Source organism: Kineococcus sp. GCM10028916, from assembly GCF_042674865.1.
Lineage (GTDB): Bacteria > Actinomycetota > Actinomycetes > Actinomycetales > Kineococcaceae > Kineococcus.
In genome coordinates this window covers 76371-101669 of the sequence record NZ_JBHTFM010000015.1, presented here as the reverse complement: position 1 = coordinate 101669, position 25299 = coordinate 76371, and the positions used below count along the sequence as shown (strand labels likewise).

The 25299-nt window shown below is 71.9% G+C and carries 21 protein-coding genes; 7 read left to right on the top strand and 14 right to left on the bottom strand.

Annotation, left to right across the window (positions count from 1 at the left end):
- Positions 1-54: 54 nt before the first annotated feature.
- Positions 55-1206 (top strand): LacI family DNA-binding transcriptional regulator, encoded by a 1152-nt coding sequence (locus tag ACFQ46_RS13715; RefSeq protein ID WP_380259974.1) that lies wholly within the window; start codon positions 55-57, stop codon positions 1204-1206.
- Here ACFQ46_RS13715 and ACFQ46_RS13710 read toward each other — a convergent pair.
- The 6 genes from ACFQ46_RS13710 to glgP form a co-directional block, all read right to left on the bottom strand.
- A complete protein-coding gene (locus tag ACFQ46_RS13710) occupies positions 1140-1763 on the bottom strand; it encodes a nucleoside/nucleotide kinase family protein (protein ID WP_380259973.1) in 624 nt (207 codons plus the stop codon). The genes ACFQ46_RS13715 and ACFQ46_RS13710 overlap by 67 nt on opposite strands.
- A gap of 53 nt (positions 1764-1816) precedes the next feature.
- Positions 1817-2218, bottom strand: a complete 402-nt coding sequence (locus ACFQ46_RS13705; protein WP_380259972.1) for a universal stress protein — start codon at positions 2216-2218, stop codon at positions 1817-1819.
- A complete protein-coding gene (locus tag ACFQ46_RS13700) occupies positions 2215-3000 on the bottom strand; it encodes an ATP-binding cassette domain-containing protein (RefSeq protein ID WP_380259971.1) in 786 nt (261 codons plus the stop codon). The genes ACFQ46_RS13705 and ACFQ46_RS13700 overlap by 4 nt, the downstream gene beginning before the upstream one ends.
- Positions 2997-4022 carry an ABC transporter permease gene (locus ACFQ46_RS13695; protein WP_380259970.1) on the bottom strand — a complete coding sequence of 342 codons (1026 nt, stop codon included), beginning with the start codon at positions 4020-4022 and terminating at the stop codon, positions 2997-2999. The genes ACFQ46_RS13700 and ACFQ46_RS13695 overlap by 4 nt, the downstream gene beginning before the upstream one ends.
- 74 nt (positions 4023-4096) lie before the next feature.
- The gene (locus ACFQ46_RS13690) at positions 4097-5143 is read right to left on the bottom strand and encodes a substrate-binding domain-containing protein (RefSeq protein WP_380259969.1); all 1047 of its coding nucleotides are present in this window, start codon (positions 5141-5143) and stop codon (positions 4097-4099) included.
- 425 nt (positions 5144-5568) lie between these two features.
- Positions 5569-8133 carry an alpha-glucan family phosphorylase gene (gene glgP, locus ACFQ46_RS13685; protein WP_380259968.1) on the bottom strand — a complete coding sequence of 855 codons (2565 nt, stop codon included), beginning with the start codon at positions 8131-8133 and terminating at the stop codon, positions 5569-5571.
- 135 nt (positions 8134-8268) lie between these two features.
- Between glgP and ACFQ46_RS13680 the strand changes: the two genes are divergently transcribed.
- The 4 genes from ACFQ46_RS13680 to glgB are packed head-to-tail and all read left to right on the top strand — an operon-like array spanning position 8269 to position 15685.
- Positions 8269-10311: an alpha-1,4-glucan--maltose-1-phosphate maltosyltransferase gene (locus ACFQ46_RS13680; RefSeq protein ID WP_380259967.1), complete on the top strand. Its 2043-nt coding sequence runs from the start codon at positions 8269-8271 to the stop codon at positions 10309-10311.
- 2 nt (positions 10312-10313) lie between these two features.
- The gene (gene treS, locus ACFQ46_RS13675) at positions 10314-12050 is read left to right on the top strand and encodes a maltose alpha-D-glucosyltransferase (protein ID WP_380259966.1); all 1737 of its coding nucleotides are present in this window, start codon (positions 10314-10316) and stop codon (positions 12048-12050) included.
- A complete protein-coding gene (locus ACFQ46_RS13670) occupies positions 12047-13450 on the top strand; it encodes an aminoglycoside phosphotransferase (protein ID WP_380259965.1) in 1404 nt (467 codons plus the stop codon). Before treS ends, ACFQ46_RS13670 begins: the two co-directional genes overlap by 4 nt.
- Positions 13451-13486: 36 nt before the next feature.
- Positions 13487-15685 (top strand): 1,4-alpha-glucan branching protein GlgB, encoded by a 2199-nt coding sequence (glgB, locus tag ACFQ46_RS13665; protein ID WP_380259964.1) that lies wholly within the window; start codon positions 13487-13489, stop codon positions 15683-15685.
- A 90-nt stretch (positions 15686-15775) separates the two neighbouring features.
- On the opposite strand, the gene ACFQ46_RS13660 is transcribed toward glgB, so the two are convergent.
- From ACFQ46_RS13660 to ACFQ46_RS13640, 5 genes are all read right to left on the bottom strand, one after another.
- On the bottom strand, positions 15776-16750 hold the full coding sequence (locus ACFQ46_RS13660; protein ID WP_380259963.1) for an SDR family NAD(P)-dependent oxidoreductase: 975 nt from the start codon (positions 16748-16750) through the stop codon (positions 15776-15778).
- An 89-nt stretch (positions 16751-16839) separates the two neighbouring features.
- Positions 16840-17775, bottom strand: a complete 936-nt coding sequence (locus ACFQ46_RS13655) for a glycine betaine ABC transporter substrate-binding protein (RefSeq protein WP_380259962.1) — start codon at positions 17773-17775, stop codon at positions 16840-16842.
- Positions 17772-18521 (bottom strand): ABC transporter permease, encoded by a 750-nt coding sequence (locus ACFQ46_RS13650; protein ID WP_380259961.1) that lies wholly within the window; start codon positions 18519-18521, stop codon positions 17772-17774. Before ACFQ46_RS13650 ends, ACFQ46_RS13655 begins: the two co-directional genes overlap by 4 nt.
- A 1-nt stretch (position 18522) precedes the next feature.
- Positions 18523-19179 (bottom strand): ABC transporter permease, encoded by a 657-nt coding sequence (locus ACFQ46_RS13645; protein ID WP_380161483.1) that lies wholly within the window; start codon positions 19177-19179, stop codon positions 18523-18525.
- Positions 19176-20156: an ATP-binding cassette domain-containing protein gene (locus ACFQ46_RS13640; RefSeq protein ID WP_328292215.1), complete on the bottom strand. Its 981-nt coding sequence runs from the start codon at positions 20154-20156 to the stop codon at positions 19176-19178. The genes ACFQ46_RS13645 and ACFQ46_RS13640 overlap by 4 nt, the downstream gene beginning before the upstream one ends.
- Before the next feature lie 172 nt (positions 20157-20328).
- On the opposite strand from ACFQ46_RS13640, the gene ACFQ46_RS13635 reads away from it, so the two are divergent.
- Entirely contained in the window at positions 20329-21822 is a 1494-nt protein-coding gene (locus ACFQ46_RS13635; protein ID WP_380259960.1) for an aromatic amino acid lyase, read from the top strand.
- A gap of 19 nt (positions 21823-21841) precedes the next feature.
- On the opposite strand, the gene ACFQ46_RS13630 is transcribed toward ACFQ46_RS13635, so the two are convergent.
- The 3 genes from ACFQ46_RS13630 to ACFQ46_RS13620 are packed head-to-tail and all read right to left on the bottom strand — an operon-like array spanning position 21842 to position 24123.
- Positions 21842-22675, bottom strand: a complete 834-nt coding sequence (locus ACFQ46_RS13630; RefSeq protein ID WP_380259959.1) for an MBL fold metallo-hydrolase — start codon at positions 22673-22675, stop codon at positions 21842-21844.
- Positions 22676-22684: 9 nt separating this feature from the next.
- A complete protein-coding gene (locus ACFQ46_RS13625) occupies positions 22685-23215 on the bottom strand; it encodes a cysteine dioxygenase (RefSeq protein ID WP_380259958.1) in 531 nt (176 codons plus the stop codon).
- Positions 23212-24123 (bottom strand): amidohydrolase family protein, encoded by a 912-nt coding sequence (locus ACFQ46_RS13620; protein ID WP_380259957.1) that lies wholly within the window; start codon positions 24121-24123, stop codon positions 23212-23214. Before ACFQ46_RS13620 ends, ACFQ46_RS13625 begins: the two co-directional genes overlap by 4 nt.
- Before the next feature lie 139 nt (positions 24124-24262).
- Here ACFQ46_RS13620 and ACFQ46_RS13615 point away from each other — a divergent pair, with 139 nt between their 5' ends.
- Positions 24263-25264, top strand: a complete 1002-nt coding sequence (locus ACFQ46_RS13615) for a LacI family DNA-binding transcriptional regulator (protein ID WP_380259956.1) — start codon at positions 24263-24265, stop codon at positions 25262-25264.
- The last annotated feature ends 35 nt before the right edge of the window (positions 25265-25299 follow it).

Sequence of the window (25299 nt, the reverse complement as noted above, 5' to 3'; positions counted from 1 at the left end):
GGGCCCGCTATGATGGAGGTCGAGTCGTATCCTCACCACCTCCTGGGAGCCACTGTGTCGGGACGCTCATCGCTGACGATGGCGGATGTCGCGCGGCTCGCCGGGGTGTCGACGGCCACCGTCTCCCACGTCGTCAACAAGTCCCGGCGACACACCCCCGCCACCGAACGCCGCGTGCACGAGGCCATCGAGCAGTTGGGCTACGTCCGCGACCCGTTCGCCCGTTCGCTGCGCACCCGCACGAGCGGGATCATCGGCATCGCGATGTCGGCGATCTCGAACCCGTACTTCGCCACGATCGTGCAGGAGATCGAGCGGAACCTCAGGGGAACCGGAACCTCGATACTCCTCGCCGACACCCACGACGACCCGGTCATCGAGGACCGCGTGGTCGAGGACCTCATGTCCCGCCGCGTCGACGGCCTCGTCCTGGCTCCCAGCCGGTCTCCCGAACGTGCTCTGCGCCTCGCCGCCCGCTACGGCGGCCCCCTGGTGGTCGTGGACCGCATCGACCCGGGGATCGACTGCGACCAGGTGGCGGTGGAGAACGTCGAACCGGTCCGCGAGATCACGGCGCACCTGCTGGACCTGGGCCACACGCGCCTCGGGATGGTCACGGGGATTCCCGGGATGACCACCAGCGAGGAACGTCTGCGAGGTTTCCGCCTGGCCCACGAGGAAGCGGGTCTGGACGTCGATCCCGTACTGGTCAGGTCCGGTCGCAGCAGCAGCGTCGGGGCCCAGGAGGCGGTGGAGGAGATGCTGGGCCTGAGCAACCCCCCGACCGCGCTGGTGGCGGGCAACAACGCCATGACCATCGGGACGCTCCGGGCGCTGAAGGCCACCGGCCGGCGCGTTCCCGACGACACGGCCCTGGTCTGCTTCGACGACTTCGAGTGGGCCGACCTGTTCGAACCCGCCCTCACCGCGGTCGCCCAGCCCGTGCGGGCCATGGCTCAGCGGGCGGTGGAGATGCTGAACAGCCGGCGGTCGGACAGCTCGATCGCCGTCCGCCGGGAAGTTCTGCGTCCCGTCGTCGCGCACCGCACGTCCTGCGGCTGCGGGGGTGTCGCACCCGACCGGCCGGCCCGCCCCGGCGGTCTGCACTGGGAGAACACCGGGGCGGGCGGTCACGCGCCTCACGACGCCGGGGAACCCCGCAGCGGCACGTCGAGCGTCTCCCCGTCGATGACCCGGTCGGCGTAGTCCCGGGAACTGCGCACCACGGCGGCGTTGTCCTCGTCGCTGCCCTCCGCCCAGCGGCGCGCGGACGTCTCGTCCTTCCCGAACGCGACGTGCCGGGCGACGAGGCGCTCCACCCGACGGGCCGGGTCGGTGTCGACGTACCAGACCTCGTCGAGCAGGGGCGCGACCTGCGACCAGCCCCCGGCCCGGCTGAGCAGGTAGTTCCCCTCGGTCAGGACGACGGGAACCTCCGTGGTCACGGCGATCGCCCCGGCCACCGCCTCCTCGAACTCCCGGAGGTAGTCGGGGGCGTAGACGACCTCGTCCGCGCGGGATCGCAGGCGTCCGAGGAGGGTGACGTACCCGGCGACGTCGAAGGTGTCGGGCGCCCCCTTGCGGTCGAGGCGCCCCAGCCTGACCAGTTCGCGGTTGGCGAGGTGGAAACCGTCCATGGGAACCACGGCGGCATCCCCCCCGAGACGGGTGGCGACCGCTCCGGCGACCGTGCTCTTGCCGCTGCCGGGCTCACCCACGATCCCGACGAGAACCCGGTCCCGGCCTGCCTGCAGCCGTCGCACGCACCGGACGAGGTCGTCGACGCGTGAGACCCGCGGCCGGAGCCCGGCACCGCTCACGGCGAGGTGGAGCGCACGGCGAGCACCGGGCAGGTCGCCTCCAGCAGGACCCGCTGGGCCGTGCTGCCCAGCAGGGCCTTGCGGACCGGGGAGAGGCGGTGGAGGCCGACGACGATGAGTTCCGCGCCGATCTCCTCGGCGATCTCCAGGATCACCTCGGCGACCGGGGTGGAGGAGGCGTCGCGGTGCTCGATGCGGAACGGGACGCCCTCGTCCGTCATGCGTTCCTGCAGGGCGTCGAGGTCGCGTTCGTCGGCGGCCGTCGGCCTGGTGTACCCGGCCCGGTCGACGGTGTTCACGATGACGACGTCGCTGCCGCGCCAGCGCGCCTGCTGCACCGCCTCGGTGACGGCGAGGAACCCGGTGCCGTCGGGGACGTAGCCGACGACGATGCTCACGGCGCGACCTCCTGCACCGGTTCCGGCGGCGGCAGCGCACCGGTCATGAACCCGACGACCTCGTTCATCTCGTGGTCCTGGGGCCGCACGACCGCGGCCCGGCGACCGAGGCGGTGGATGTGGATGCGATCGGCGACCTCGAACACGGCCGGCATGTCGTGGCTGATCAGCACCACGGGGATCCCGGTGGCGCTGATGCGCCGGATGAGGTCCAGGACACCCTGGGACTCCCGGACCCCGAGGGCGGCCGTGGGCTCGTCCATGATGACGACGCGACGCCCGAAGGCCGCCGCCCGCGCGACCGCCACCGTCTGCCGCTGACCGCCGGAGAGGCTGTCGACGGGCTGGGTGATGGACTGCAGGGTCGTGATGCCGAGCTCGTCCATCTGCCGGCGGGACTGGCGGCGCATCTCCTTGACGTCGAGCATGCGCAGGACCGAGCCCAGGGGCCCCTTCCGGCGCAGCTCGCGGCCGAGGAAGAGGTTCGTGGCGATGTCGAGGGCGGGAGCCATCGCCAGGTCCTGGTAGACGGTCTCGATCCCGGCCCGCTGAGCGTCCTGCGGGCTGCGGAAGTGCACGGGTTTCCCGTCCAGCAGGACCTCTCCGGCGTCGGGGACGACGTCACCGGAGAGCACCTTGATGAGACTGGACTTGCCGGCGCCGTTGTCGCCGATGACCGCCAGGATCTCCCCGGCGCGCAGGTCGAAGTCCGCGCCGGCCACGGCGGTGACGTGCCCGTAGCGCTTGACGATGCCGCGGGCCTCCAAGACGGTGTCGCTCATCGCGCCTTCCTCCGGGTGACGGTGTCGAGGGCCACCGCGGCGATGACCAGGACGCCGGTGACGATGTTCTGGAACAGCGGGTCGATGCCGGCCTGGGTCAGACCGGACTGGAGCACCAGGACGATGAGGGCCCCGATGTAGGTGCCGACGACCGTGCCGCGGCCGCCGAAGAGGCTGGTGCCGCCGATGACGACGGCGGTGATGGTGTCCAGGTTCGCGGTGGGGAACGCGTTGGGGGAGGTCGCCGGGCTGCGGCCGAACGCCTGCAGCGCAGCGAGGGCGTAGAACACACCCGCCAGCACGTACACCGAGAGCAGGACCCGGTTCACGTTGATGCCGGTGCGCTTGGCCGCGAGGTCGTTGTTGCCGACGGCGTAGACGTGCCGGCCCCACGCGGTGCGGGTGAGGGCGTAGTGCAGGACCGCCACGCTGATCAGCACCACGACGACGCCGGTGGTGACCTGGAACTGCCCGAAGAGGTATCCGCCCTTGGACAGGACCGTCAGGGGCCCCTCGTCGACGAGGACGGTCTCCTTGGTGTACAGCCGCGAGGCGGCCTGCAGGATCGTCAGCAACCCGAGGGTGACGATGAACGGCGGCAGGCCCAGCTTGGAGACGATCAGGCCGGAGACGAGCCCGAGCGCCGCGCAGACGAGGAGCCCCGCGAACAGCGCGGGAACCTGGGCCCCGGTGCTGCCGGCGGCGAGCTTGGCGACCACGAGGGTCCCCAGCACCATGATGGCGCCGTTGGCCAGGTCGATGCCGCCGGTCAGGACGATGAGGGTCTGCCCCAGGGCGAGGGTCCCCACCACGACGGACTGCTGGAGGATCAGCGAGAAGTTGTCCACGCTCGCGAAGTTCTCGGTGAGGACCGAGAACGCGATGATGGCGAGGACCAGGGCGGACAGGGGGCCCAGGACGGGGTTGCGGAAGATGTGGTCCGCGAGGGTCGCGGCGCGGGTTCCCGAGGTGTCGGGCACCTCGGCCGCCTTCTCGCTCGCCACCTGGAGGGAGTCGGACATCGGGACGCCTTTCGGGTCGCTGTTCACGGTCGAGGACCGCGGTCCGGCGCGACGCCGCGCCGGACCGCGCGGGATCAGGAGGCGGTTCCCCAGCAGTTCTGCAGGCCCCAGGTGGTGTCCTGGGACTCCAGGCCGCCCAGCGGCTTGTCCGTGATCAGCTGCACGCCCGTGTCGATGTACCCCGAGGCCGGGACGGTGGGCTTCGTGCCGTCCTTCGCGAACGCGACCGCCGCCTTCACGCCCTCGACGGCCATCTTGGAGGGGAACTGCATGACGGTCGCGGCGATCTTGCCGTCCTTGACGGCCGTGACGCCGGTGCAGCCGCCGTCGATGGAGCCCAGCACCGTGGTCGTGTCCTTGCCGGCGTTCTTCAGCGCGGTGTAGGCGCCGATCGCCGCGGGTTCGTTGATCGTGTACACGGCGTTGATGGCGTCGTTCTTCTGCAGCAGGTTCTCCATCGCGGTCTGGCCCTTGGCCTGGTCACCGCTGGTGTCCTGCTTGCCGGCGATCTCGGGGCTGTCGTCGGTGAGCCCGATGCCCGTGAGGAAACCGGCGTGGCGCTGGTCGCCGACGGAGACGCCGGGCTGCAGGTCGAGCATCGCCAGGACCGGCGCGGTGCCGCCCAGCGCCGCCTTGACGTAGGCGCCCTGCTCCTCGCCCGCCTTGGTGTTGTCGGTGGCCCACGTCGCGTCGACCCCCTGGTTGCCGTCGGTCTGGGTGTCGAGGGCGGCGACGAAGATCCCCTTGGCCTGGGCGGCCTTGAGGGTCGGCACGATGGCCTTGGAGTCGTTGGGGGTGATGAGGATGGCCTTGACCCCGGAGGCGATGAGGTTCTCCACCGCGGTGACCTGGCTGTCGTTGTCGCCGTCGGCGGTGCCGGCCTTGGCGATCAGTTCCGCGCCCTCGGCCTTGGCCTCCTTCGTGGCGGCGTCGCGCATGGAGACGAAGTAGGGGTTGGAGTCGGTCTTGGTGACCAGACCGATCTTGAGGGTGCCGCCGCTGTCGCCGCTGCTGCCCGTGTCACCCGTCTTCGTGGCGCTGCAGCCCGCGAGAGCCGTGGGGACGGCGAGGATCACGGCGGCGAGGGCGATGGTGCGGGTTCTGCGGGTGGTGGCGCGCATGACAGTTCCTCCTGGTGACCTCGACGAGGTCTGGACGTTGCTGGGCGGGCCCGTCGGAGACGGGTGGTGCGTGGGGGTGTCCGCTGCGGCGGACCGCGAGCTCGTGACACGGGGTGGACGGGCGCGGTGGGTGCGACCACGCGTGCGGTGCCGGTGGAGTGCGGTGGGGAGATCGACGGCTGATCACTCGCTCATGGGCACCCTTGCCTGTGGCTCGAGACGTAATCCATTGCGCAATGGATTACGTGAGGTTACGACACCCCCCTCGGCGGACGCAAGCACGTTCAGGACACGGAACTCTCACGAAGCGCGGGGCCGGGTCCGACGCGGCCGGGTCGGCGTCGACACGACCCGTCCGGGCTCCCCGGCGCCGTTCGCCACGACCTGGTCACCCCCGTCGGAGGGGGTGACCAGGCGCCCGGGGTTCAGGCGTTGGCGACGAGGCCCAGCTCGGCGGGGGTGGCCAGCCCCGCGTGGCGGGGCAGGACGCGCACGGTGTAGCCGAACGGGCCGGTCTGGCGGAGGGTGAACTCCCCCTCGAACCGGTGCCGGCCGTCGCCGAAGGACTCACCGTGGTGCAGCGACACCGTGCCCGAGGGGCGCAGCTCGTCGGAGTCGTTGACCCGGCCGTGGACGACCTGGACCTCGACGTCGTCGGTGGAGAGCTCCCCCAGCGACACGAAACCCCTGACGTGGACGACGTCGCCGATCTCGGCGGAGTCGCCGACGCCGGAACTCTCGACGTGGTCCACCCGCACGGACGGCCAGGCCCGGCGGACGGTGCTCTTCCAGGCGGCGAGGTCCTTGGCCGCGGCCCCGGAACCGGCGAGCGCCGCGCGGCCGGCCCGGGCGGCCGGCACGTAGAGCTGCTCGACGTAGTCGGTGACCATCCGGCTCGCCAGCACCTTCGGGCCGAGGGAGGCCAGGGTGTGACGGACCATCTCCAGCCAGCGGGCCGGCAGACCCCGTTCGTCGCGGTCGTAGAACCGCGCGGCGACGGAGTTCTCCACGAGGTCGTAGAGCGCGGCGGCCTCGAGGTCATCGCGGTGCTCGGGGTCCTCCACGCCGTCGGCGGTGGGGATCGCCCAGCCGTTGCCACCGTCGTACCACTCGTCCCACCAGCCGTCGAGGATGGAGAGGTTCAGGCCGCCGTTCAGCGCGGCCTTCATCCCGCTCGTCCCGCACGCCTCGAAGGGACGCAACGGGTTGTTCAGCCAGACGTCGCAGCCGGGGTAGAGCGAGAGCGCCATCGTGATGTCGTAGTTGGGCAGGAACACGATCCGGTGCCGCACCTCGGGATCGTCGGCGAAGCGGACCATCTGCTGGATGAGGCGCTTGCCGGTCTCGTCGGCGGGATGCGACTTCCCGGCGATGACCAGCTGCACGGGACGCTGCGGGTGCAGCAGCATGGCCTTGAGCCGCTCGGGATCGCGCAGCATGAGCGTGAGGCGCTTGTAGGTCGGGACGCGGCGGGCGAAACCGATCGTGAGCACGTCGGGGTCGAGCACGTCCTTGGTCCACGCGAGCTCGGCCTCGGAGGCCCCCCGCTGCAACCAGGACAGCTTCAGCCGCCGCCGCGCGTCCTCGACGAGACGACCGCGCAGCACCCGCCGGGTCCGCCAGATCTCCTCGTCGGGGACCTGGCCGACCTTCTCGAAGCCCAGTCCGTCGCGGGCGATCTCCTTGCCGATGTACTGCCGGCCCATGGAGATGACCTCGGGCGCCACCCACGTCGGGGCGTGGACGCCGTTGGTGATCGAGGCGATCGGCACCTCGGGGGCGTCGAACCCCGGCCAGAGGCCGTCGAACATCCCGCGGCTGACGGCCCCGTGCAGCTGGGACACCCCGTTGGCGCGCTGCGCGAGCCGCAACCCCATGACGGCCATGTTGAAGACGCCGGGGTCCCCGCCCTCGTAGTCCTCGGCCCCGAGCGCCAGGATGCGCTCGACGGGCACGCCCGGCAGCGGGTTGTCGCCGCCGAAGTACAGCTCGATCTGGTCGCGGCCGAAGCGGTCGATCCCGGCCGGGACGGGGGTGTGGGTGGTGAACACCGTCGCGGCGCGGACGGCTTCCAGGGCCTCGTCGAAGCTCAGTCCCCGCTCGACGTGCTCGCGGATCCGTTCCACCGACAGGAACCCCGCGTGGCCCTCGTTGGTGTGGTAAACCTCCGGCTGCGGGGTCCCGGTGAGGCGGGCGTGCAGGCGCAGGGCGCGCACACCGCCGATGCCGCAGAGGAGTTCCTGCTGCAGCCGGTGCTCGCCACCCCCACCGTAGAGACGGTCGGTGACCCCCCGGGCGGCGTCGTCGTTCTCCTCGACGTCGGAGTCGAGGAGCAGCAACGGGACGCGCCCGACCTGCGCCTTCCAGACCTGCGCCCACAGCCGACGCCCACCGGGCAGGTCGACGGAGACCTTGGCGGCGCTGCCGTCGGTCTCGCGCAGCTGCGACAGCGGCAGCCCGTCGGGGTCGAGCACCGGGTAGGTCTCCTGCTGCCAGCCGTCACGGGACAGCGACTGCTTGAAGTACCCCGTGGCGTAGAACAGGCCGACGCCGACGATGGGGACGGCGAGGTCGCTCGCGGACTTCAGGTGGTCCCCGGCGAGGATCCCGAGGCCCCCGGAGTACTGCGGCAGCGCACCGGTGATGCCGAACTCCATCGAGAAGTAGGCCACCGTCGCCGGCGCGTCGGCCCCGAGTGTGGCGTACCAGCCCGGTCGTTCCAGGTAGGTGTGCAGGTCCTCCGCGCAGGCCTCGACCCGCTCCACGAACCGCGGGTCGGCGGCGAGGGCCTCGAGGCGTTCGGTGCTCAGGGCGCCCAGCAGCGCCCCGGGTTCTCGGTGCACGGCGACCCAGGCCGCGGGGTCCATCGACTCGAAGAGGTCCCGGGTGGGCTTGTGCCAGGACCAGCGGAGGTTGCTCGCGAGCTCACCCAGCGGCGCCAACGGCGCGGGCAGCACGGTGCGGACGGTGAAGCGCCTGATTGCTCTCACGCGCCGGACCCTAGTCCCCGGGATCACGCCACCGCGACGACGCGCGGAGACCTTCCGTCCTCCCGCCCGACTCCCTCCCGACTCCCCGTGCCCCTCCCGCGCGACGGGAGGCGTGGCCCTCGGTAGGTTCGCCCCGTGACGACCGACCGCGCCGCAGACCTCGAGACGCTGACCGTGCAGAGCACGGCGACCAGCACCCCCGTCGTGGGGCGCATCCCGGTGCTCGGGGTGAGTCCCGTCGTCGACGCCGGCCGCTGGCCCTCCCAAGCCGTGCCCGGTGAGCTGATCCCCGTGCGCGCCACCGTCTTCCGCGAAGGCCACGACGCCGTCGCCGCGACCGCGGTGCTGGTCCGCCCGGACGGCACGGACGGCCCCTCGACGCGGATGACGCTGGTCAACGCCGGCCTCGACGCCTACGTGGCGACGCTCTCCCCCGACACCGAGGGCGACTGGGGCCTGCGGGTCGAGGGCTGGTCGGACCCGTACGGCACCTGGGACCACGACGCGACGATCAAGGTCGAGGCCGGGGTCGACGTCGCCCTGATGCTGGAGGAGGGCGCGCGGCTGATGGAGCGCGCAGCGACCTCCCCGGGGCGTCCCGACGGGGACGCGGACGTGCTGCGCGAGGCCGCCGACGGCCTGCGCGACACCTCCCGCAGCGACCACGACCGTCTCGACGCCGGGCGCAGCGACGCCGTCCGGGGCGTCCTGGACGCCCTGCCCGTCCGCGACCTGGTCAGCCCGTCGCAGACCTTCCCCCTGCGGGTGGAACGGAAGCTGGCGACGTTCAGCTCCTGGTACGAGTTCTTCCCCCGTTCCGAGGGGGCGCACTGGCTCGAGGACGAGCAGCGCTGGGTCTCGGGGACGTTCCGCACCGCCGCCGAGCGGCTGCCCGCGATCGCCGACATGGGTTTCGACGTCGCCTACCTCACGCCCGTCCACCCGATCGGGCGGATCAACCGCAAGGGCCCCAACAACTCCCTCACCGCCGGCCCGCTCGACCCGGGCTCGCCGTACGCGATCGGCGCGGCCGAGGGCGGGCACGACGCGCTGCACCCCGACCTGGGCACCTTCGAGGACTTCGACTTCTTCGTCGCCCGGGCCCGGGAGCTCGGCCTCGAGGTCGCGATGGACATCGCCCTGCAGTGCGCGCCGGACCACCCCTGGGTGGCGAGCCACCCCGAGTGGTTCACCACGCGCGCCGACGGCACGATCGCCTACGCGGAGAACCCGCCGAAGAAGTACCAGGACATCTACCCGCTGAACTTCGACAACGACCCCGCCGGCATCTACGCCGAGGTCAAGCGGGTCGTCGACGTGTGGATCGAGCACGGGGTGACGCTGTTCCGCGTCGACAACCCGCACACGAAGCCCGTCGAGTTCTGGGAGTGGCTGATCAACGAGGTGCGCGCCGAGCACCCCGAGGTCGTCTGGCTGGCCGAGGCGTTCACGAAGCCGGCGATGATGCACACCCTGGCCAAGGTCGGGTTCCAGCAGTCGTACTCCTACTTCGCGTGGCGCAACGCCGCGTGGGAGATCCGCGAGTACGTCCAGCAGCTCTCCCAGGAGTCCGCGCACTACATGGTGCCGAACTTCTGGCCGACGACGCACGACATCCTCACCCCGACCATGCAGTACGGCGGGCCGCCGGTGTTCAAGCTGCGCGCGGTCCTCGCGGCGCTGCTCAGCCCGTCCTGGGGCATCTACACCGGCTACGAACTCGTCGAGCACGCCGCCCGTCCGGGGGCCGAGGAACAGCTCGACAACGAGAAGTACCAGTTCCGTCCCCGGGACTTCGCCAAGGCCGAGGCCGAGGGGTGGTCGCTGGCGCCCTACCTGAAGAAGCTGAACCAGGCCCGCGCCGCGCACCCGGCCCTGCAGCAGTTGCGGGGCACTGTCTTCCACGCCACCGACGACGAGAACGTCCTGTGCTTCAGCCGTCGCCGGGTCGAGGCCGACGGCACCGAGGACCTCGTCCTCGTCGTCGTGAACCTCGACCCGCACGCCGTCCGCGAGACCAACGTCCACCTCGACATGGCCGCGATCGGGCGCGAGTGGTGGGAACGGTTCACCGTGCGCGACGAGCTGACCGGTGCGGAGTTCGAGTGGGGCGAGCACGACTTCGTGCGGCTGAACCCCTACGAGGAACCCGCGCACGTGTTCCACGTGCGGTCCTGACGGTGGAAGGTCTCCACTTCGCCGGGCTCGGGGACCGCGGCGGTCTGAAGAACGACCCCCAGTGGTACAAGACGGCGGTCTTCTACGAGGCGCTGGTGCGCGCCTTCGCGGACTCCAACGGCTCCGGAACCGGTGACTTCGCCGGGCTGGCGGCCAAGCTCGACTACCTGCAGTGGCTCGGCATCGACTGCCTCTGGCTGCCGCCGTTCTACGCCTCCCCGTTGCGCGACGGCGGGTACGACATCTCCGACTACAACGCGGTGCTGCCCGAGTTCGGGACCCTGCACGACTTCCAGCGCCTGGTGACCGAGGCCCACCAGCGCGGGATCCGCATCGTCATCGACCTGGTCATGAACCACACCAGCGACCAGCACCCCTGGTTCCAGGCCAGCCGCAACGACCCGGACGGGCCCTACGGGGACTTCTACGTCTGGAGCGACGACGACACGAAGTACCCCGACGCGCGCATCATCTTCGTCGACACCGAGACCTCGAACTGGACGTTCGACCCGGTCCGGCGGCAGTTCTTCTGGCACCGCTTCTTCTCCCACCAGCCGGACCTGAACTTCGACAACCCGGCCGTGGAGGAGGCGATGTTCGACACCGTCCGCTTCTGGCTGGACATGGGCATCGACGGCTTCCGCCTCGACGCCGTGCCCTACCTCTACGTCCAGGAGGGCACCAACGGCGAGAACCTCCCCCAGACCCACGACTACCTGCACCGGCTGCGGAAGATGGTCGACGAGGAGTTCCCCGGCCGCGTCCTGCTCGCCGAGGCCAACCAGTGGCCCTTCGACGTCGTGGAGTACTTCGGGACCGAGGAGGCCCCGGAGTGCCACATGTGCTTCCACTTCCCGGTGATGCCCCGGCTCTACTACGCGCTGCGCGAGGGGCGGGCGACCCCGATCTCGGAGATCCTCTCGGCCACCCCCGACATCCCCACCTCCAGCGGTCAGTGGGGCACGTTCCTGCGCAACCACGACGAGCTGACGCTGGAGATGGTGACGACCGAGGAACGGGCCGCCATGTACGGCTGGTACGCCCCGGACCCGCGGATGCGCGCCAACGTCGGGATCCGCCGCCGGCTCGCGCCGCTGCTGGACAACTCCCGACCCGAGATCCAGCTCATCCACGCCCTCGTCCTGTCGTTGCCGGGCAGTCCGTGCCTCTACTACGGTGACGAGATCGGCATGGGCGACAACATCTGGCTCGACGACCGCGACGCCGTCCGCACCCCGATGCAGTGGACCCCCGACCGCAACTCCGGGTTCTCCTCCGCCGACCCCGGCAAGCTGTACCTGCCGACGATCCAGTCGCTCGTCTACCACTACCAGTCCGTGAACGTCGAAGCGCAGCTCGCGACGGGATCCTCGCTGCTGCACTGGGTCCGCGACGTGCTCGCCGTCCGGCGGGCGCACCCGGCCTTCGGGCGCGGGGCCTACGTGCCGCTCCCGACGCGCGCCGAGGCACGCCCCGAGGAAGGCTCCTGCAGCAACGAGGCGGTGCTCGCGTTCCTGCGCGTGCTGCAGCCGACGCACGAAGAGGAAGGTGAAACCGTGCTCTGCCTGAACAACCTCTCCGACCACCCCCAGGCCGCCGCTCTGCGGATGCCGGGCCACGCCGGAGCCACCGTCCGCGACGTCTTCGGCGGTGCCGCCTTCGGGCAGGTCGACGCCGACGGGTCGCTGGTCGTCACGCTCGGCTCGCGGGGCTTCTACTGGCTGAAGGTGACCTCGTGAGCGCCGACGTCCGGACCTCCACCGCCTCCGACGAGGCCATCGCCGCCCTGCTGCGGGACTGGGCCCCCGCCCAGCGCTGGTTCGCGCACAAGGGGGTCGCGGCCCACGTGCAACGCATCGAACGCACCCCGCTCGACGAGACCGGCGTCGCGCAGCTCGTCGCGCTCACCGTCCGATCCGGTGAGGCCGACGACGCCCCCCGCACCGTCTACTCCGTCCCCATCAGCGTCCGGCCCGCCCCCGACGAGGCGCTCGCGCACGCCCTCATCGGCGAACTGCCCGACGTCGACGGCGTCCGCGCCTGGATCTACGACGGTCCGCACGACCCGACCTTCACCCGCTCCCTGCTGACCCTCGTCGCCAGCGGGGAGGGCGCCGGTTCGCGCGCCTTCGGCGTGCACGGCCACAGCGCCCACGGTGGTCTGCCCGTCCCCGCGGCGGCCCGCACCAAGGTGCTCAGCGGCGAGCAGTCCAACACCTCCATCGTCGTCTCCGCCGACGAGGGCGAGACCCCGCTCATCGCCAAGGTGTTCCGGGTCCTCTCCGCCGGCGACAACCCCGACGTCGTCGTCCAGACGGCGCTCGCCGACGCCGGCTGCGGTCGCGTGCCCCGCCCCTCGGGCTGGGTGGACGGGCAGTGGACCGACGCGCAGGGTGGCCGCGCCGTCGGGCACTTCGTGCACGTGACCGAGTTCCTCGCCGGTTCCGAGGACGCCTGGCGCGTCGCCACCGCGGCCGTCGCGCAGGGCCGCGACTTCTCGCCGGAGGCCCGCGAACTGGGTCGGGCCACGGCCGAGGTCCACGCCGTCCTCGCCGTGGAACTGCCCACCGAGACCGCCACCCCCGACCGGTTGGGGGCGCTCGCCGACGGCCTGCTGGAACGGGTCGCCTGGGCGTGCACCGCCGTACCGCAGCTGCGCGACGTCGCCGAAGCGGCCCGCGCCCGCGTCGACGCCGTCCGCCACGTCACCCACGCCCCGGCTCTGCAGCGCGTCCACGGCGACTACCACCTCGGTCAGGTCCTGCACTCCGCCACCCGCGGCTGGGTCCTGCTGGACTTCGAGGGCGAGCCGCTGCGACCCCTCGCCGAACGCAGCGTGCCCGACCTCGCGCTGCGCGACGTCGCGGGCATGCTGCGGTCCTTCGACTACGCGGCCTCGACCGTCCCCGACCCCGGTGGCTGGGGCGAGGCGTGCCGCGAGGCGTTCCTCGCGGGCTACACCGAGGTCGTCGGTGCCGACCCGCGCGCCGGGGACCAGGCGGTCCTGCTGGCCGCGCTGGAACTCGACAAGGCCCTCTACGAGGTCGTCTACGAGGCCCGCAACCGGCCCGACTGGCTGCGCATCCCCCTCGACGCCGTCCACCGCCTGCTCCAGACCGCCTCCGCCGACCCGTCCTGAGAGGCGAGGTCTTGATCACCACGGGAGACTCCGACCATGTCCAGTGAAGCCCCCTCCCCCGCCCCGACCCCCCGCCCCGTCGACGCCGACGACCTGGCCCGGGCCGCCGCCGGGGCGCACTGGTCCCCGCACTCGGTCCTCGGCGCCCACCCCGACGGTGACGCGCTCACCTACCGGGTCCTCAAGCCCTTCGCCTCGGCCGTCACCGTCGTGACCGAGGACGGCAGCCGCGTCGGCCTCGTCCACGAGTACGACGGCGTCTGGGTCGGCGTCCAGCCGGGTGGGTCGGTCGGCGACTACCGCGTCGAGGTGACCTACCCCGGTGCGGAACCGGTCGTGGTCGACGACCCGTACCGCTTCCTCCCCACCGTGGGCCAGGTCGACCTGCACCTCATCGGCGAAGGTCGCCACGAGGAGCTGTGGAACGTCCTCGGCAGCCACGTCAAGCGCTGGAACGGGCCGCTGGGCGCCGTCGAGGGCACGGCGTTCGCCGTGTGGGCGCCCGCGGCGAAGGCGGTGCGCGTCGTCGGCGACCACAACCACTGGAGCGGCCGCGAGCACGGGATGCGCTCGTTGGGCTCCTCCGGGGTCTGGGAGATCTTCGTGCCCGGGGTGGCCGCGGGGTCCCGCTACAAGTTCGAGATCCTCGGCGCCGACGACCACTGGCGTCAGAAGGCCGACCCGATGGCCCGCGCCAGCGAGGTCCCGCCCGCGACGGCCTCGGTCGTCACCGAGTCCTCCTACGCCTGGAACGACGCGGAGTGGCTGGAGCAGCGCGCCGCCCGCAGCGCCCAGGACGGGCCGGTCTCGGTCTACGAGGTGCACCTCGGGTCCTGGAAGCAGGGGCTGAGCTACACCGACCTGGCGACCGAGCTCGTCGACTACGTGAGCGCGGCGGGCTTCACCCACGTCGAGTTCCTGCCCGTCATGGAGCACCCGTTCGGCGGATCCTGGGGTTACCAGGTCACGGGCTACTTCGCGCCCACCTCCCGCTTCGGCTCCCCCGACGAGCTGCGTCACCTCATCGACGCCCTCCACCAGGCCGGCATCGGCGTCATCATCGACTGGGTCCCCGGCCACTTCCCCAAGGACGAGTTCGCCCTCGCGAAGTTCGACGGCACCGCGCTCTACGAGCACCCGGACCCCCGCCTCGGCGAGCACATGGACTGGGGCACCTACATCCCGAACTTCGGGCGCAGCGAGGTCCGCAACTTCCTCGTCGCCTCCGGGCTGTACTGGCTGGAGGAGTTCCACGCCGACGGCCTGCGCGTCGACGCGGTCGCCTCCATGCTCTACCTGGACTACTCCCGCAACGAGGGCGAGTGGGTCCCCAACCGCTACGGCGGCCGGGAGAACCTCGAGGCGATCGCCTTCCTGCAGGAGGCCAACGCCACCGCCTACAAGCGCACCCCGGGCATCATGATGATCGCGGAGGAGTCCACGGCCTACCCGGGCGTCACGGCCCCTACCAGCGGTGGCGGTCTCGGGTTCGGCCTGAAGTGGAACATGGGCTGGATGAACGACTCGCTGCGCTACTTCGCGCAGGACCCGGTGAACCGCCAGTACCACCACGGTGAGCTGACGTTCAGCCTCGTCTACGCGTTCACCGAGAACTTCACCCTCCCGATCTCCCACGACGAGGTCGTGCACGGGAAGGGCTCGCTGCTGCGCAAGATGCCCGGCGACCGCTGGCAGCAGCTCGCCAACGTCCGCGCGTACCTCGCCTACATGTGGTCCCACCCCGGCAAGCAGCTGCTGTTCATGGGCTCGGAGTTCGGCCAGGAGGCCGAGTGGTCGGAGTCCCGCTCGCTGGACTGGTGGCTGCTGGACACCCCGTGGCACCAGGGTCTGCACCGCCTCGTCTCGACCATGAACGCCGTCTACAAGGACCGACCCGAACTGTGGTCCGACGACTTCACGTCCGAGGGCTTCCAGTGGATCGACGGTTCCGACAACCAGCGCAACCTCATCTCGTTCGTGCGCCGCTCCACCGACGGCAAACCGCTCGTCGCGGTCTGCAACTTCTCCGGTGCCGCCTACGAGGACTTCCGCGTCGGCCTGCCCAGCGCGGGACCGTGGCGCGAGATCCTCAACACCGACGCCGAGGAGTTCGCAGGGTCGGGTGTGGTGAACGCCGGCGTCCTGCAGGGTGAGGACGTGGCCTGGAACGGTCAGCAGTTCTCCACCGCCCTGCGCGTCCCGCCGCTCGGCGTCACCTGGCTGGTCCCCGCCTGACGCGGACCACCCGGACCACCCGGAACTGACGACGGCCGACGGTCCGGCAGGGAGAACCCTGCCGGACCGTCGGCCGTTCGCGTGGGCGACTCAGGCGAAGGCGTCCACGCCGGTCAGCTCCGCCGACAACGCCCACAGCCGGGCCGCGGCCTCGGGGTCGGTCGCGTGCGGGGCCACCCCGACGGTGAACCGCGGGCGCTCGGCGTCGACGGGCAGGGCGATCTCGCAGTCCTCGCAGAACACCCCGCCGAGTCCGTCGAGCTTCGGGTTCGTCGCCGCCCAGACCTCCGTCGAGGCACCCCCGGCCGGGGTCTTGAACCCCTCCATCAGGAGGTTCCCGTCGGCGTCGATCCAGCCGAGGTTCACCATCTCCTCGCGCGGAAGGTGGCGCTGCAGCGGGGTCATGATCCCCCCGGGGTGCACCGAGAAGGCCCGGACCCCTTGCGGCGCAGCGAGGACGTCGAGGTGGAGCGCGAACAGCGCGTTGGCCGTCTTGGCCTGGCCGTAGGCCGCCCACTTGTCGTACTCGGAGCGTTCGAACATCACGTCGTCCCACCGGATGTCGGAACGGTGGTGGGCGGAACTCGACAGCGACACGACGCGGCCGCCGCCCGCGGCGATCGCCGGCCACAACCGGTTCACGAGGGCGTAGTGGCCCAGGTGGTTGGTCCCGAACTGCGATTCCCAGCCACCCTCGATGCGGGTCAGCGGGTTCGCCATGATCCCGGCGTTGCCGATGAAGGCGTCGATGCTGCGGCCGGAGTCGAGGAAGGTGTTCGCGAACCGGGCGATGCTGCCCTGGTCCCCGAGGTCGAGTTCCGCGACCTCACCGATGCCGCCCAGTTCCGCGGCGGCGTGCTCCGGGCGACGGGCGGGGACCACGACGTGCGCGCCGGCCGCGGTCAGGGCCCGGGTCGCCTCGAGGCCGATGCCCGAGTAGCCGCCGGTGAGGACGACGAGCTTCCCCGTCAGGTCGATGCCCTCGAGGACCTCGGCCGCGGTCGAGTCGTGTCCGAACCCGGAGCCGACCGGTTCCTGCGGGGTGCGTTGGTGGGTCTGTGTCATGTCCCCGACGGTAGGACCTGGAGTCGACTCCAGGTCAAGCCACGGCCGCCGTGCGGTGTCGTCACGCACGGCGGCCGGACGTCACCGGCTCAGAGCAGGCCGAGGGAGGTCAGGTAGTCCTTCGCGACGGTGGCCGACGGCTTCTTGTCGACCTGGACCTCGGCGAGGAACTTCGTCAGGTCCTCGGTGGTGAGCTTCGCCGACAGCCCGTTCAGGGCGTCGGTGATCTGCGAGGTGTTCTTGGAGGACCGGATCAGCGGCAGGATGTTCTGCGCGAGGAAGAGGTTCTTGGTGTCCTCGAGGGTGACGAACTTGTTCGTCTCGATGGCCGAGTCGGTGGAGAAGATGTTGCCGACCTGGATCGAGCCGTCCACGAGCGCACCGACGGTCAGCGGGCCACCCGCGTCGAGGGCCTTGAACTCCTTGAACTCCACGCTGTAGAGCTCCTTGAGCCCGACGAGACCCTGGTAGCGCTCCTGGAACTCCGGCCCGGCCCCGCAGACGAGGTCCTTGGCGACGGGCGCGAGGTCCTCGATGTTCTTGAGGCTGTACTGGCTCGCGGTGGCCGCGGACACCGAGAGGGTGTCCTTGTCCTCGGCCGCGGACTGCTCGAGCACCTCGGTGCCCTCGGGCAGGACCTTCTTCAGCGCGTCGAGGACCTGCTCGGGGGTGGAGACGCCCTCCGGGGCGCTGCCGCTGTCGGAGAGGCCGGCGAGCAGGGCGCCGTTGTACTCGGGCAGCAGGTCGATCGAGCCGTCGTCGAGGGCCTTGAGGTAGACCTCACGGGCCCCGATGTTGAACTTGCGGGTGACCTTCGCGCCGGCCTTCTCGAGGACCTGCGAGTACATCTCGGCCAGCAGTTCGCTCTCGGGGAAGTTCGCCGAGCCGACGATGACCGTCGCGCTGTCGGCCGACCCCGAGGAGGTGTCGGTCGTGGACAACGGGTCGTCCCCGCCACCGCACGCGGCCAGGGTCGCGCTGAGGGAGCCCACCAGGGCGAGTCCGAGGAGGTTCCGGCGGTTCATGACGAGCCTTTCGACGATCCAGCACCAACGAGTTCAACTTCTCCGGGGGACTCTGCCACGGATCCCGCGGCCCGTGCGCGGCCCGGACCGCGCCCGGTGATCCCCGGCGAGACGACGTAGCGCTGCACGAGACCGAGCAGCAGGTCGAGCACGATGGCCAGCGCGGCGACCACGACGGCCCCCGCGACGACCCGGCCGTAGTCGTTGACGGCGAGGCCGTCGACGAGCAGACGACCGAGACCGGACTGCCCGACGTAGGCCGCGACGGTGGCCGTCGCGACGACCTGCAGCACCGCGGCGCGCAGCCCGCCGAACACGACGGGCAGCGCCATCGGCAGTTCGACGCGGAACAGCACCTGGGTGGACGTCATGCCCATCCCCTTCGCCGCGTCGACGGCGTTGCGGTCCACCGAGCGCAACCCCGCGTAGGTCGAGGTCAGGATCGGCGGGATGACCAGCACGACGAGCGCGATGAGCACGGGGGTGAACCGCAGCCCCATCAGCACCACGAGCAGGCTCAGCAGCCCCAGCGTTGGCAGCGACCGGCCGGCGTTGCCGGCGTTGATGGCCAGGAACGAGCCCTTGCCGGTGTGGCCGATGAGCAGCCCGATGGGGAAGGCGATGACGAAGCCGACGAGCACCGAGATCGCGGTGTAGCCGAGGTGGGTCACCAGCAGGTGCGGGATCGAACCGGTGGTCCCCCAGTCCCAGTGGGCGGGGTCGAGCAGGTACGGGGTGTCGTTCACGTCAGGCCCCCGCCCCGGCTCGGGTCCACGGGGTGACGGCCCGCTGGAACAGCACGATCACCACGTCGGCGATCGCGGCGAGCAGGATCGAGAGCACGATCCCCACCACGATCGGTGCGGTGTAGAAGAGCTGGAACCCGCGGGTGAACAGGGCCCCGAGGCCACCGATCCCCAGCAGGGCCCCGACGCTGACGAGGGAGATGTTCGAGACCGCCGCGACCCGGACCCCGGCGAGGATGACGGGCGCCGCCAGCGGGAGCTCGACCTCGAGGAGGCGCCGGGTTCGCTTGTAGCCCATGGCCGTCGCGGCCTCCGTCAGCGCCGGGTCGACGGAGCGCAGTCCGTCGGCGACGGTCCGCGACATCAGCGCCACCGTGTAGATCGCGAGCGCCACGACGATGTTCACCGGGGAGAGGATCTTCGTCCCGAGCACGTAGGGCAGGGTGACGAAGATGGCCAGCGACGGGATCGCGTAGACGACGCCGGAGATGTTGAGGATCGGGTGGTAGAGCCAGCCGAACCGCACCCCGAGGTAGCCGATCGGCAGCGCCACGACCACCCCGACGACGAGCGGGATGACGGCGAGCAGCACGTGCTGGCCGAGGGCGTCGAGGACGATCCCGGAGTTGTCGCGGAGGTAGTCGAGGATCGAGTTCACCGGCGCTTCTCCAGCAGGTCGACGACGTCGTGGTGGTGCACGAACCCCGTCGCGCGGCCCTCGTCGTCGACCTGGACGGCGATCCCGTGCGGGGAGGTCAGGGTCAGGTCGATGACGGTGCGCAGCGAGTCGCCGGCGCGGAAGCCGTCGATCCCGACGGGTCGCCCGGCCTCGTCGAGGGCGAGGGTGGTGAAGGTCTCGTCGGTGACGGGCCGCACGGGGAGGTCCTGCAGGCCCTCGAAGGAGAGCCCGCGGTAGCCGCGGTCACGGCCGACGAAGTGGCGGACGAAGTCGTCGGCCGGTTTCGTCAGCAGGTCCCGGGGGGACCCGACCTGGGCGAGGTGGCCGCCCTCGCGGAAGACGGCGATGCGGTCCCCCAGCGTGATGGCCTCGTCGATGTCGTGGGTGACGATGGCGATGGTCTTGCCGAGCTCGCCCTGCAGCCGGAGGAACTCCTCCTGGAGCTGACCGCGCACGATGGGGTCGACGGCGGAGAACGGTTCGTCCATGAGCATGACGGGCGGGTCGGCCGCGAGCGCCCGGGCGACGCCGACGCGCTGCTGCTGGCCGCCGGAGAGCTGGGCCGGGTAGCGGTCGGCGAAGGCCGTCGGCAGGCCGACGCGTTCGAGCAGCTCGAGGGCGACCTGACGCTGCTTGCCGCGGCCGACGAGCTTGGGGACCGTCATGACGTTGTCGAGGACGGTCTTGTGCGGGAAGAGGCCCGCGTGCTGGATGACGTAGCCGATGCCGCGGCGCAGGGCCGCGGGGTCCTTGCTGCGGACGTCGTCGCCGTCGATGGTGATGCGTCCACCGGTCGGTTCGATCATCCGGTTGATCATGCGCAGGGACGTCGTCTTGCCACATCCGGAGGGGCCCACGAAGACGGTGATCTGGCCCGTGGGCAGTTCGAGGTCGAGCTGTTCGACCGCCACCGTCCCGTCGGGGAACTGCTTGCGGACGGCCTCGAACGTGATCACGGGCGGCTCCTGGGTTGAACCGACGGGCCCACGGGGCGCGCCTGCGGTGCTGTGGTCTCGGGCTGGTACATGGTTGGCGGTGGTCGTGGTCGGGTCAACCAGGCACGGCCAGGCACGACCAGGCTTTACCTGATCGCAACCTGCACCTGATCGAACCGGCCGCGGAGGAAGAGTGGAGCACGAGGCCGTCCCGCCCGCGACTCGCGGGGTCCCGGTGGCGGGGCACGCGCTGTCGCTGGAGGACCTCGCCGACCTGGCGTCGGGCCGCGCGCGACCGGTCGTGGACCGGGTCGTGCTCGCTCGGTTGGAGGCGTTGCACGAGGCGATGGGCGCAGCCCGTGAGCGCGGAGCCGTCTACGGGGCGACGACGGGCGTGGGCGCCAACAAGGACGTCGAGGTCGAGGAGGAGCAGGCCGAGCACCCGCGGGCGCACGGGCTGCGGTTGCTCCGTTCGCACGCGGCCTCGCTGGGTCCGGTGGAGGACGAGGCGACGACGCGCGCCGCGCTGCTGATCCGGTTGAACCAGCTGCTGGCCGGGGCGCACGCCCAGCTCGGGGCGGGCATCAGCCCGCCGGTCCTGGGGGCCCTGGCCGACGCGGTCGAGTCCGACGCGCTGCCGACGATGCACCGCTTCGGCGGGATCGGGACCTCCGACCTCGCGTCGCTGGCCGAGCTGGGGCTGACGCTGGTCGGCGAACGGCCGTGGGCCCGCGGCGGGGTCGCGCCCGTCGCGCTGGGGGCGGCCGACGCGCTGCCGCTCATCTCCTCCCACGCCCTGACCCTGGCCACGGCGTCGCTGGCGCTGGCCCGGTTGCGCCAGCTGCTGGCGGCGGGGGTGGGGATCTCGGCGCTGTCGTTCCTCGCGCTGCGCGGGAACCCGGAGGCGTGGGCCTCCCCCGTGCACGCGGCCCGCGCGCACCCCGGTCAGCGGGGGGTGGCGGCGACGTTGTCCGCACTGGTCGCCGACGGGCCCGAGCCGGTGCGGTTGCAGGACCCGTTCGCGTTGCGCACCGCGCCGCAGGTCCTGGCGCCCGCGTTCACGGCGGCGCAGGCCCTCGAGGACGTGCTGCTGCTGGAGGCCTCGACGCCCGGGGAGAACCCGCTCGTCTCCCCGCACGGGGTGTTCCACCACGGCCAGTTCCACGCCGCGTCGTTGGCGACGGCCTTGGACACGTTGCGCGCCACCACCTTCGGGGTGCTGACGTTGTCCGCCGCGCGGCTCGCGCTGCTGCTGCGTCCCGAGCACACCGGCCTGCGGGCGTTCCTCGCGGCGGGTCCGCGCGGGTCGTCGGGGTTGATGATCGGCGAGTACGTGGTGCAGGACGTGCTGGCCGAGCTGCGCCCGGCGACGGCGCCCTCGACGTCGGGGACGGTCAGCATCTCCCTGGGGCTGGAGGAGCACGCGAGCTTCGCGACCCAGGGCGCGCGGGCGTTGCGCCAGACCGCGGAGCTGGCTCCCGTGGTGCTGGCGATCGAGGCGCTCGCGGCGGTCCGGGCGTTGCGGGCCGCACCGGACCGGCTCTCCCCCGGCGCCTCGGCGCTGTTCGCGGTGTTCGACGAGTTCCTGGAGCACGACTCCCGCGACATGCCGATCGGGCCGGACGTGGAGGCCGTCGTGGCGCGGGTCGCCGACCTCGCCCTGCTGGTGCGGGTGCCACGGGACTAGTCGTCCCTGGGCGGTACAGCTAGTCGATCCAGATCGCGACGTCGTCGAAGACGTGGCGTCCGGGGACCCCGCCGGTGCTCGCGGCGGCGGCCACCACGGCGTCGAGCTGGGCGGGGGTCATCGGCAGCGGGGCCTCGCCGTCGTGACGGGTCGAGCCGCGGGGGTGGTCCACCCCGGCCACGTCGGACATCTCGACGTGGGCCCCGAGCAGGTGCTCGACCCCGGCGTCGCGCACGAGGCGCTGCAGGCGCGCCAGCGACCGGGAGAACGCCGGGAAGTCGTCGACGTACAGGCGGCCCGGGTAGAGCGTGTCGCCGGTGAGGACCGTGCGGGTGGCGGGGTCGTGCACGGCGATCGACGTGGGGTGGTGGCCCGGGATCGGGAGCACCGCGAGGTCGCGTCCACCCAGGTCGAGGCGACCGGAGCCGTTGCGTCCGTCGGCGCTGGGCTCGATGCCGAAGAACGCGTGCACGGCGGCGACGTCGTGGCCGACGACGACCGTCGAGGGCCGGTCGTGGAACTGCGCGTCACCGGCGACGTGGTCGCCGTGGGCGTGGGTGTGGGCCACGACGAGTCCGTAGCCGGGGTGCGGGTGCTCGGTGAGCCACTCCGCGAGCAACCCGTCGACGGTCTCGCGCACCGGGAAGGCGGCCGGGTCCGCGACGGCCCCGGTGTCGAGCAGGAGCGCCCGTCGCGACCCGAGCAGCAGGTAGAGGAACGGCGCCTCGAAGTGGGTGGCGATGCCCTGACGCAGGACGACCGTGTCCGCCCGGGCCCGGTGGACCTGGACGGGCGGTTCGGGGACACCGGAGGCTCCGGAGTTCCAGACGACGTCGAGGTCCAGTGCGGGCACGGGAGCAGGCTAGGCGTCGAGGGGGCGCAGCTCGTCGGCGTAGCTGACTGACATCCGGCGCATCACCCCCGAGGGGCTGATCGAGTACTGGCCCATCCGCCACAACGGCGGCGAGTAGGCGTGGATCGAGACGGAACCGTCGACGGCACCGGACATGCGGTGGATGTGGTCGGGGCCGAAGGCGAACGAACGGCCGGCTTCGACGGTGCGCACGAAGGGTTCGCCCCCCATCCGCGGGTTGGCCTCGACGACGGCACCGCGGGTCACGGCCACGGCCCCGGAGGAGGTGTCGTGGTCGTGCCAGCCGGTGTCGTCGACGGTGTTCCAGCACAGCAGCCAGACGTCGACGTCGCCGTCGCGGTAGAGGGAGACGAAGTGGCGGCCACCGGTGTCGTGGCGGACGAGGTGCTCCCAGGCCTGCGGGGTGGCCGCCGCCTGGTCGACCCAGTCCTTGAGCTCGCGGGGGGAGAGGGTGCGCCCCGGTGCGGCGGGCAGACCGGTGGAGCCGGGGGCGGTCGGGGTTTCGTGGGCGATGGTCACCGGGGTGTCCCTTCGAGGAGGTGGGCGGGGTTGGAACGGGTCAGGGCGTGGGCGAAGGCCGCGCCGAAACCCGGGAGGTCGGTGGCGTCGAACGGTTGGGCGTAGGGCCGGTCGGTCCCGAGCACCAGCGGGTCGACCCCGACGACGCGGACGAGGGCGTCGATCGCGCGCGGTCCGTAGGAACTCGTCTCGTAGTGCACGAGGGGGTCGAGGCGGCCCAGCGCGCCACCGCGGGCGGCGAGGCGTTCGTGGTGCAGCGCAGCGAGTCCGGCGAGCGCGACGAACGCGATCCGCAGGGTCGGGTGTCGTTCCCGGCCCCCGACGTGCCACGCCAGCCAGGACGCGTGCAGCTGCTGCACGTAGGGCACGAGCGCCGGCCACCAGGCGGGGAGGTCGCTCGTGTCGCAGACCGGGGCGGGACCCGGGTGGATCAGGACGGGCTTGTCGGCCAGTTCGCACTCGGCCAGCAGGGGTTCCAGCCGCGCGACGGCCCGCGGGTCGGCGAAGGCCGTCGCGGGCAGCTGCAGGCCGACGACGCGGTCCTGGCGCAGGGTCTTGGCCAGCGAGCCGGGGTCGAGGTCGGTGACCCCCGCGGCGGCCCAGACCCGGAACGGGTCGGGCAGCTCCAGCGCACCGTCGTTCCAGGCCGCGAGGAGCGGGTCGGCATCCTCCCCCGGCAGGTGCTCGAGCCCGAGCGGGGAGGACAGCGAGACCAGCGCCCGTCCGGTGCCGTCGGCGGTCTCGGCGGCCGCGCGCGTCACCACGTCGTGGGCGGCGGGGTCGATCGGGCAGGGCGGCTCGCCCGGCAGGTGCAGGGTCCAGCCGTCGAGGAAGGGCGGGGTGGTGCGTTCGCGGAGGGCGTCGAGCAGTCGTGCGGGCCACAGGTGCTGGTGGCAGTCGGTGCGCACGGCCCCTCCTCGGTTCGCTTCGTGAAGCGCTTCACTCCCATCGACGAGTGAAGCGCTTCACTCAAGCGTTCGTCAAGTCGGCCCCTGCCGGGGGCGAGCTCGCCGTGCGGCGCGGCCCGGCACGGCTACTGTCCACTCCGTGCCGAAGGAAGCGCGCCGCACTCTGCAGGACGTCGCCGACGCGGCCGGACTCTCCCTCGCCGCCACCTCCTACGCCCTGCGCGGGACCCGCGGTTCCGCCGCGACCATCGCCAAGGTCCAGACCCTCGCCGTCGAGCTCGGCTACCACGTCGACCCCATCGCCCGGGCGCTCGCGAGCGGGCGCACCGGGACGATCGGCGTGAGCGGTTCCCTGCGCGACCTGTGGCAGCAGGACCTCTCGGTGATGCTGACCCGGGCCCTGCGCACCGCCGACCGGGACGCCACGATCGCCGACGCCGACGCCGACCCCGCGGCCGAACGCCGTGTGGTGCAGCGGTTCGCGGCCCAGCGCGTCGACGGGGTGCTCGTCTCCCCCGTGGACCCCTCCGCCGACTACTGGTCGCTGCTGCCGCCCTCGACGGCCGTGGTGTCGATCGGCGACGCGCTCCCCGGCCGCCCCGCCAGCGGAGCGGTCCTCTTCGACAACCGCTTCGGCGTGACCACGGCGATGGACCACCTGCGCGCGCTCGGCCACCGACGGATCGCCCTGCTGACCCCGTCGCTGCCCTCCACGCCGGGACGCCCCTCGGAACTGCTGGCCGTGGAGGTCGCCGGGGACCTCGGCCTCGACCTGCTCGTCGTCCCCGCCGCGGCATCGCCCGCACAGGCCGCCGGGACCGCCGCGCTGCTCCTGTCCGTCCCGGACCGCCCGACCGCGGTGTTCTGCCTCTCCGACTCCCTGGCCTTCGGCGTCTACCGCGCGGCGAGCGACCTCGGGCTGCGGATCCCCGACGACCTCTCCGTCGTCGGGTTCGACGACCACCAGCTCGCCGGCCTCGTCGCCCCCGGCCTGACGACGATGGCGTGGGACGAGGACGCCATCGTCGCCGCGGCCGTGGAGCAGCTGCTGGCCCTCGAGGGGGACGGCGAGGTGCCCGAGCCCGTGACGTTCCGGCCCGAGCTGGTCGTGCGCGCCTCGACGGCGGCGCCGGGCGCCTGACGTCCGGCCCGACGGTGTCCGGACGGGCGGAGAGG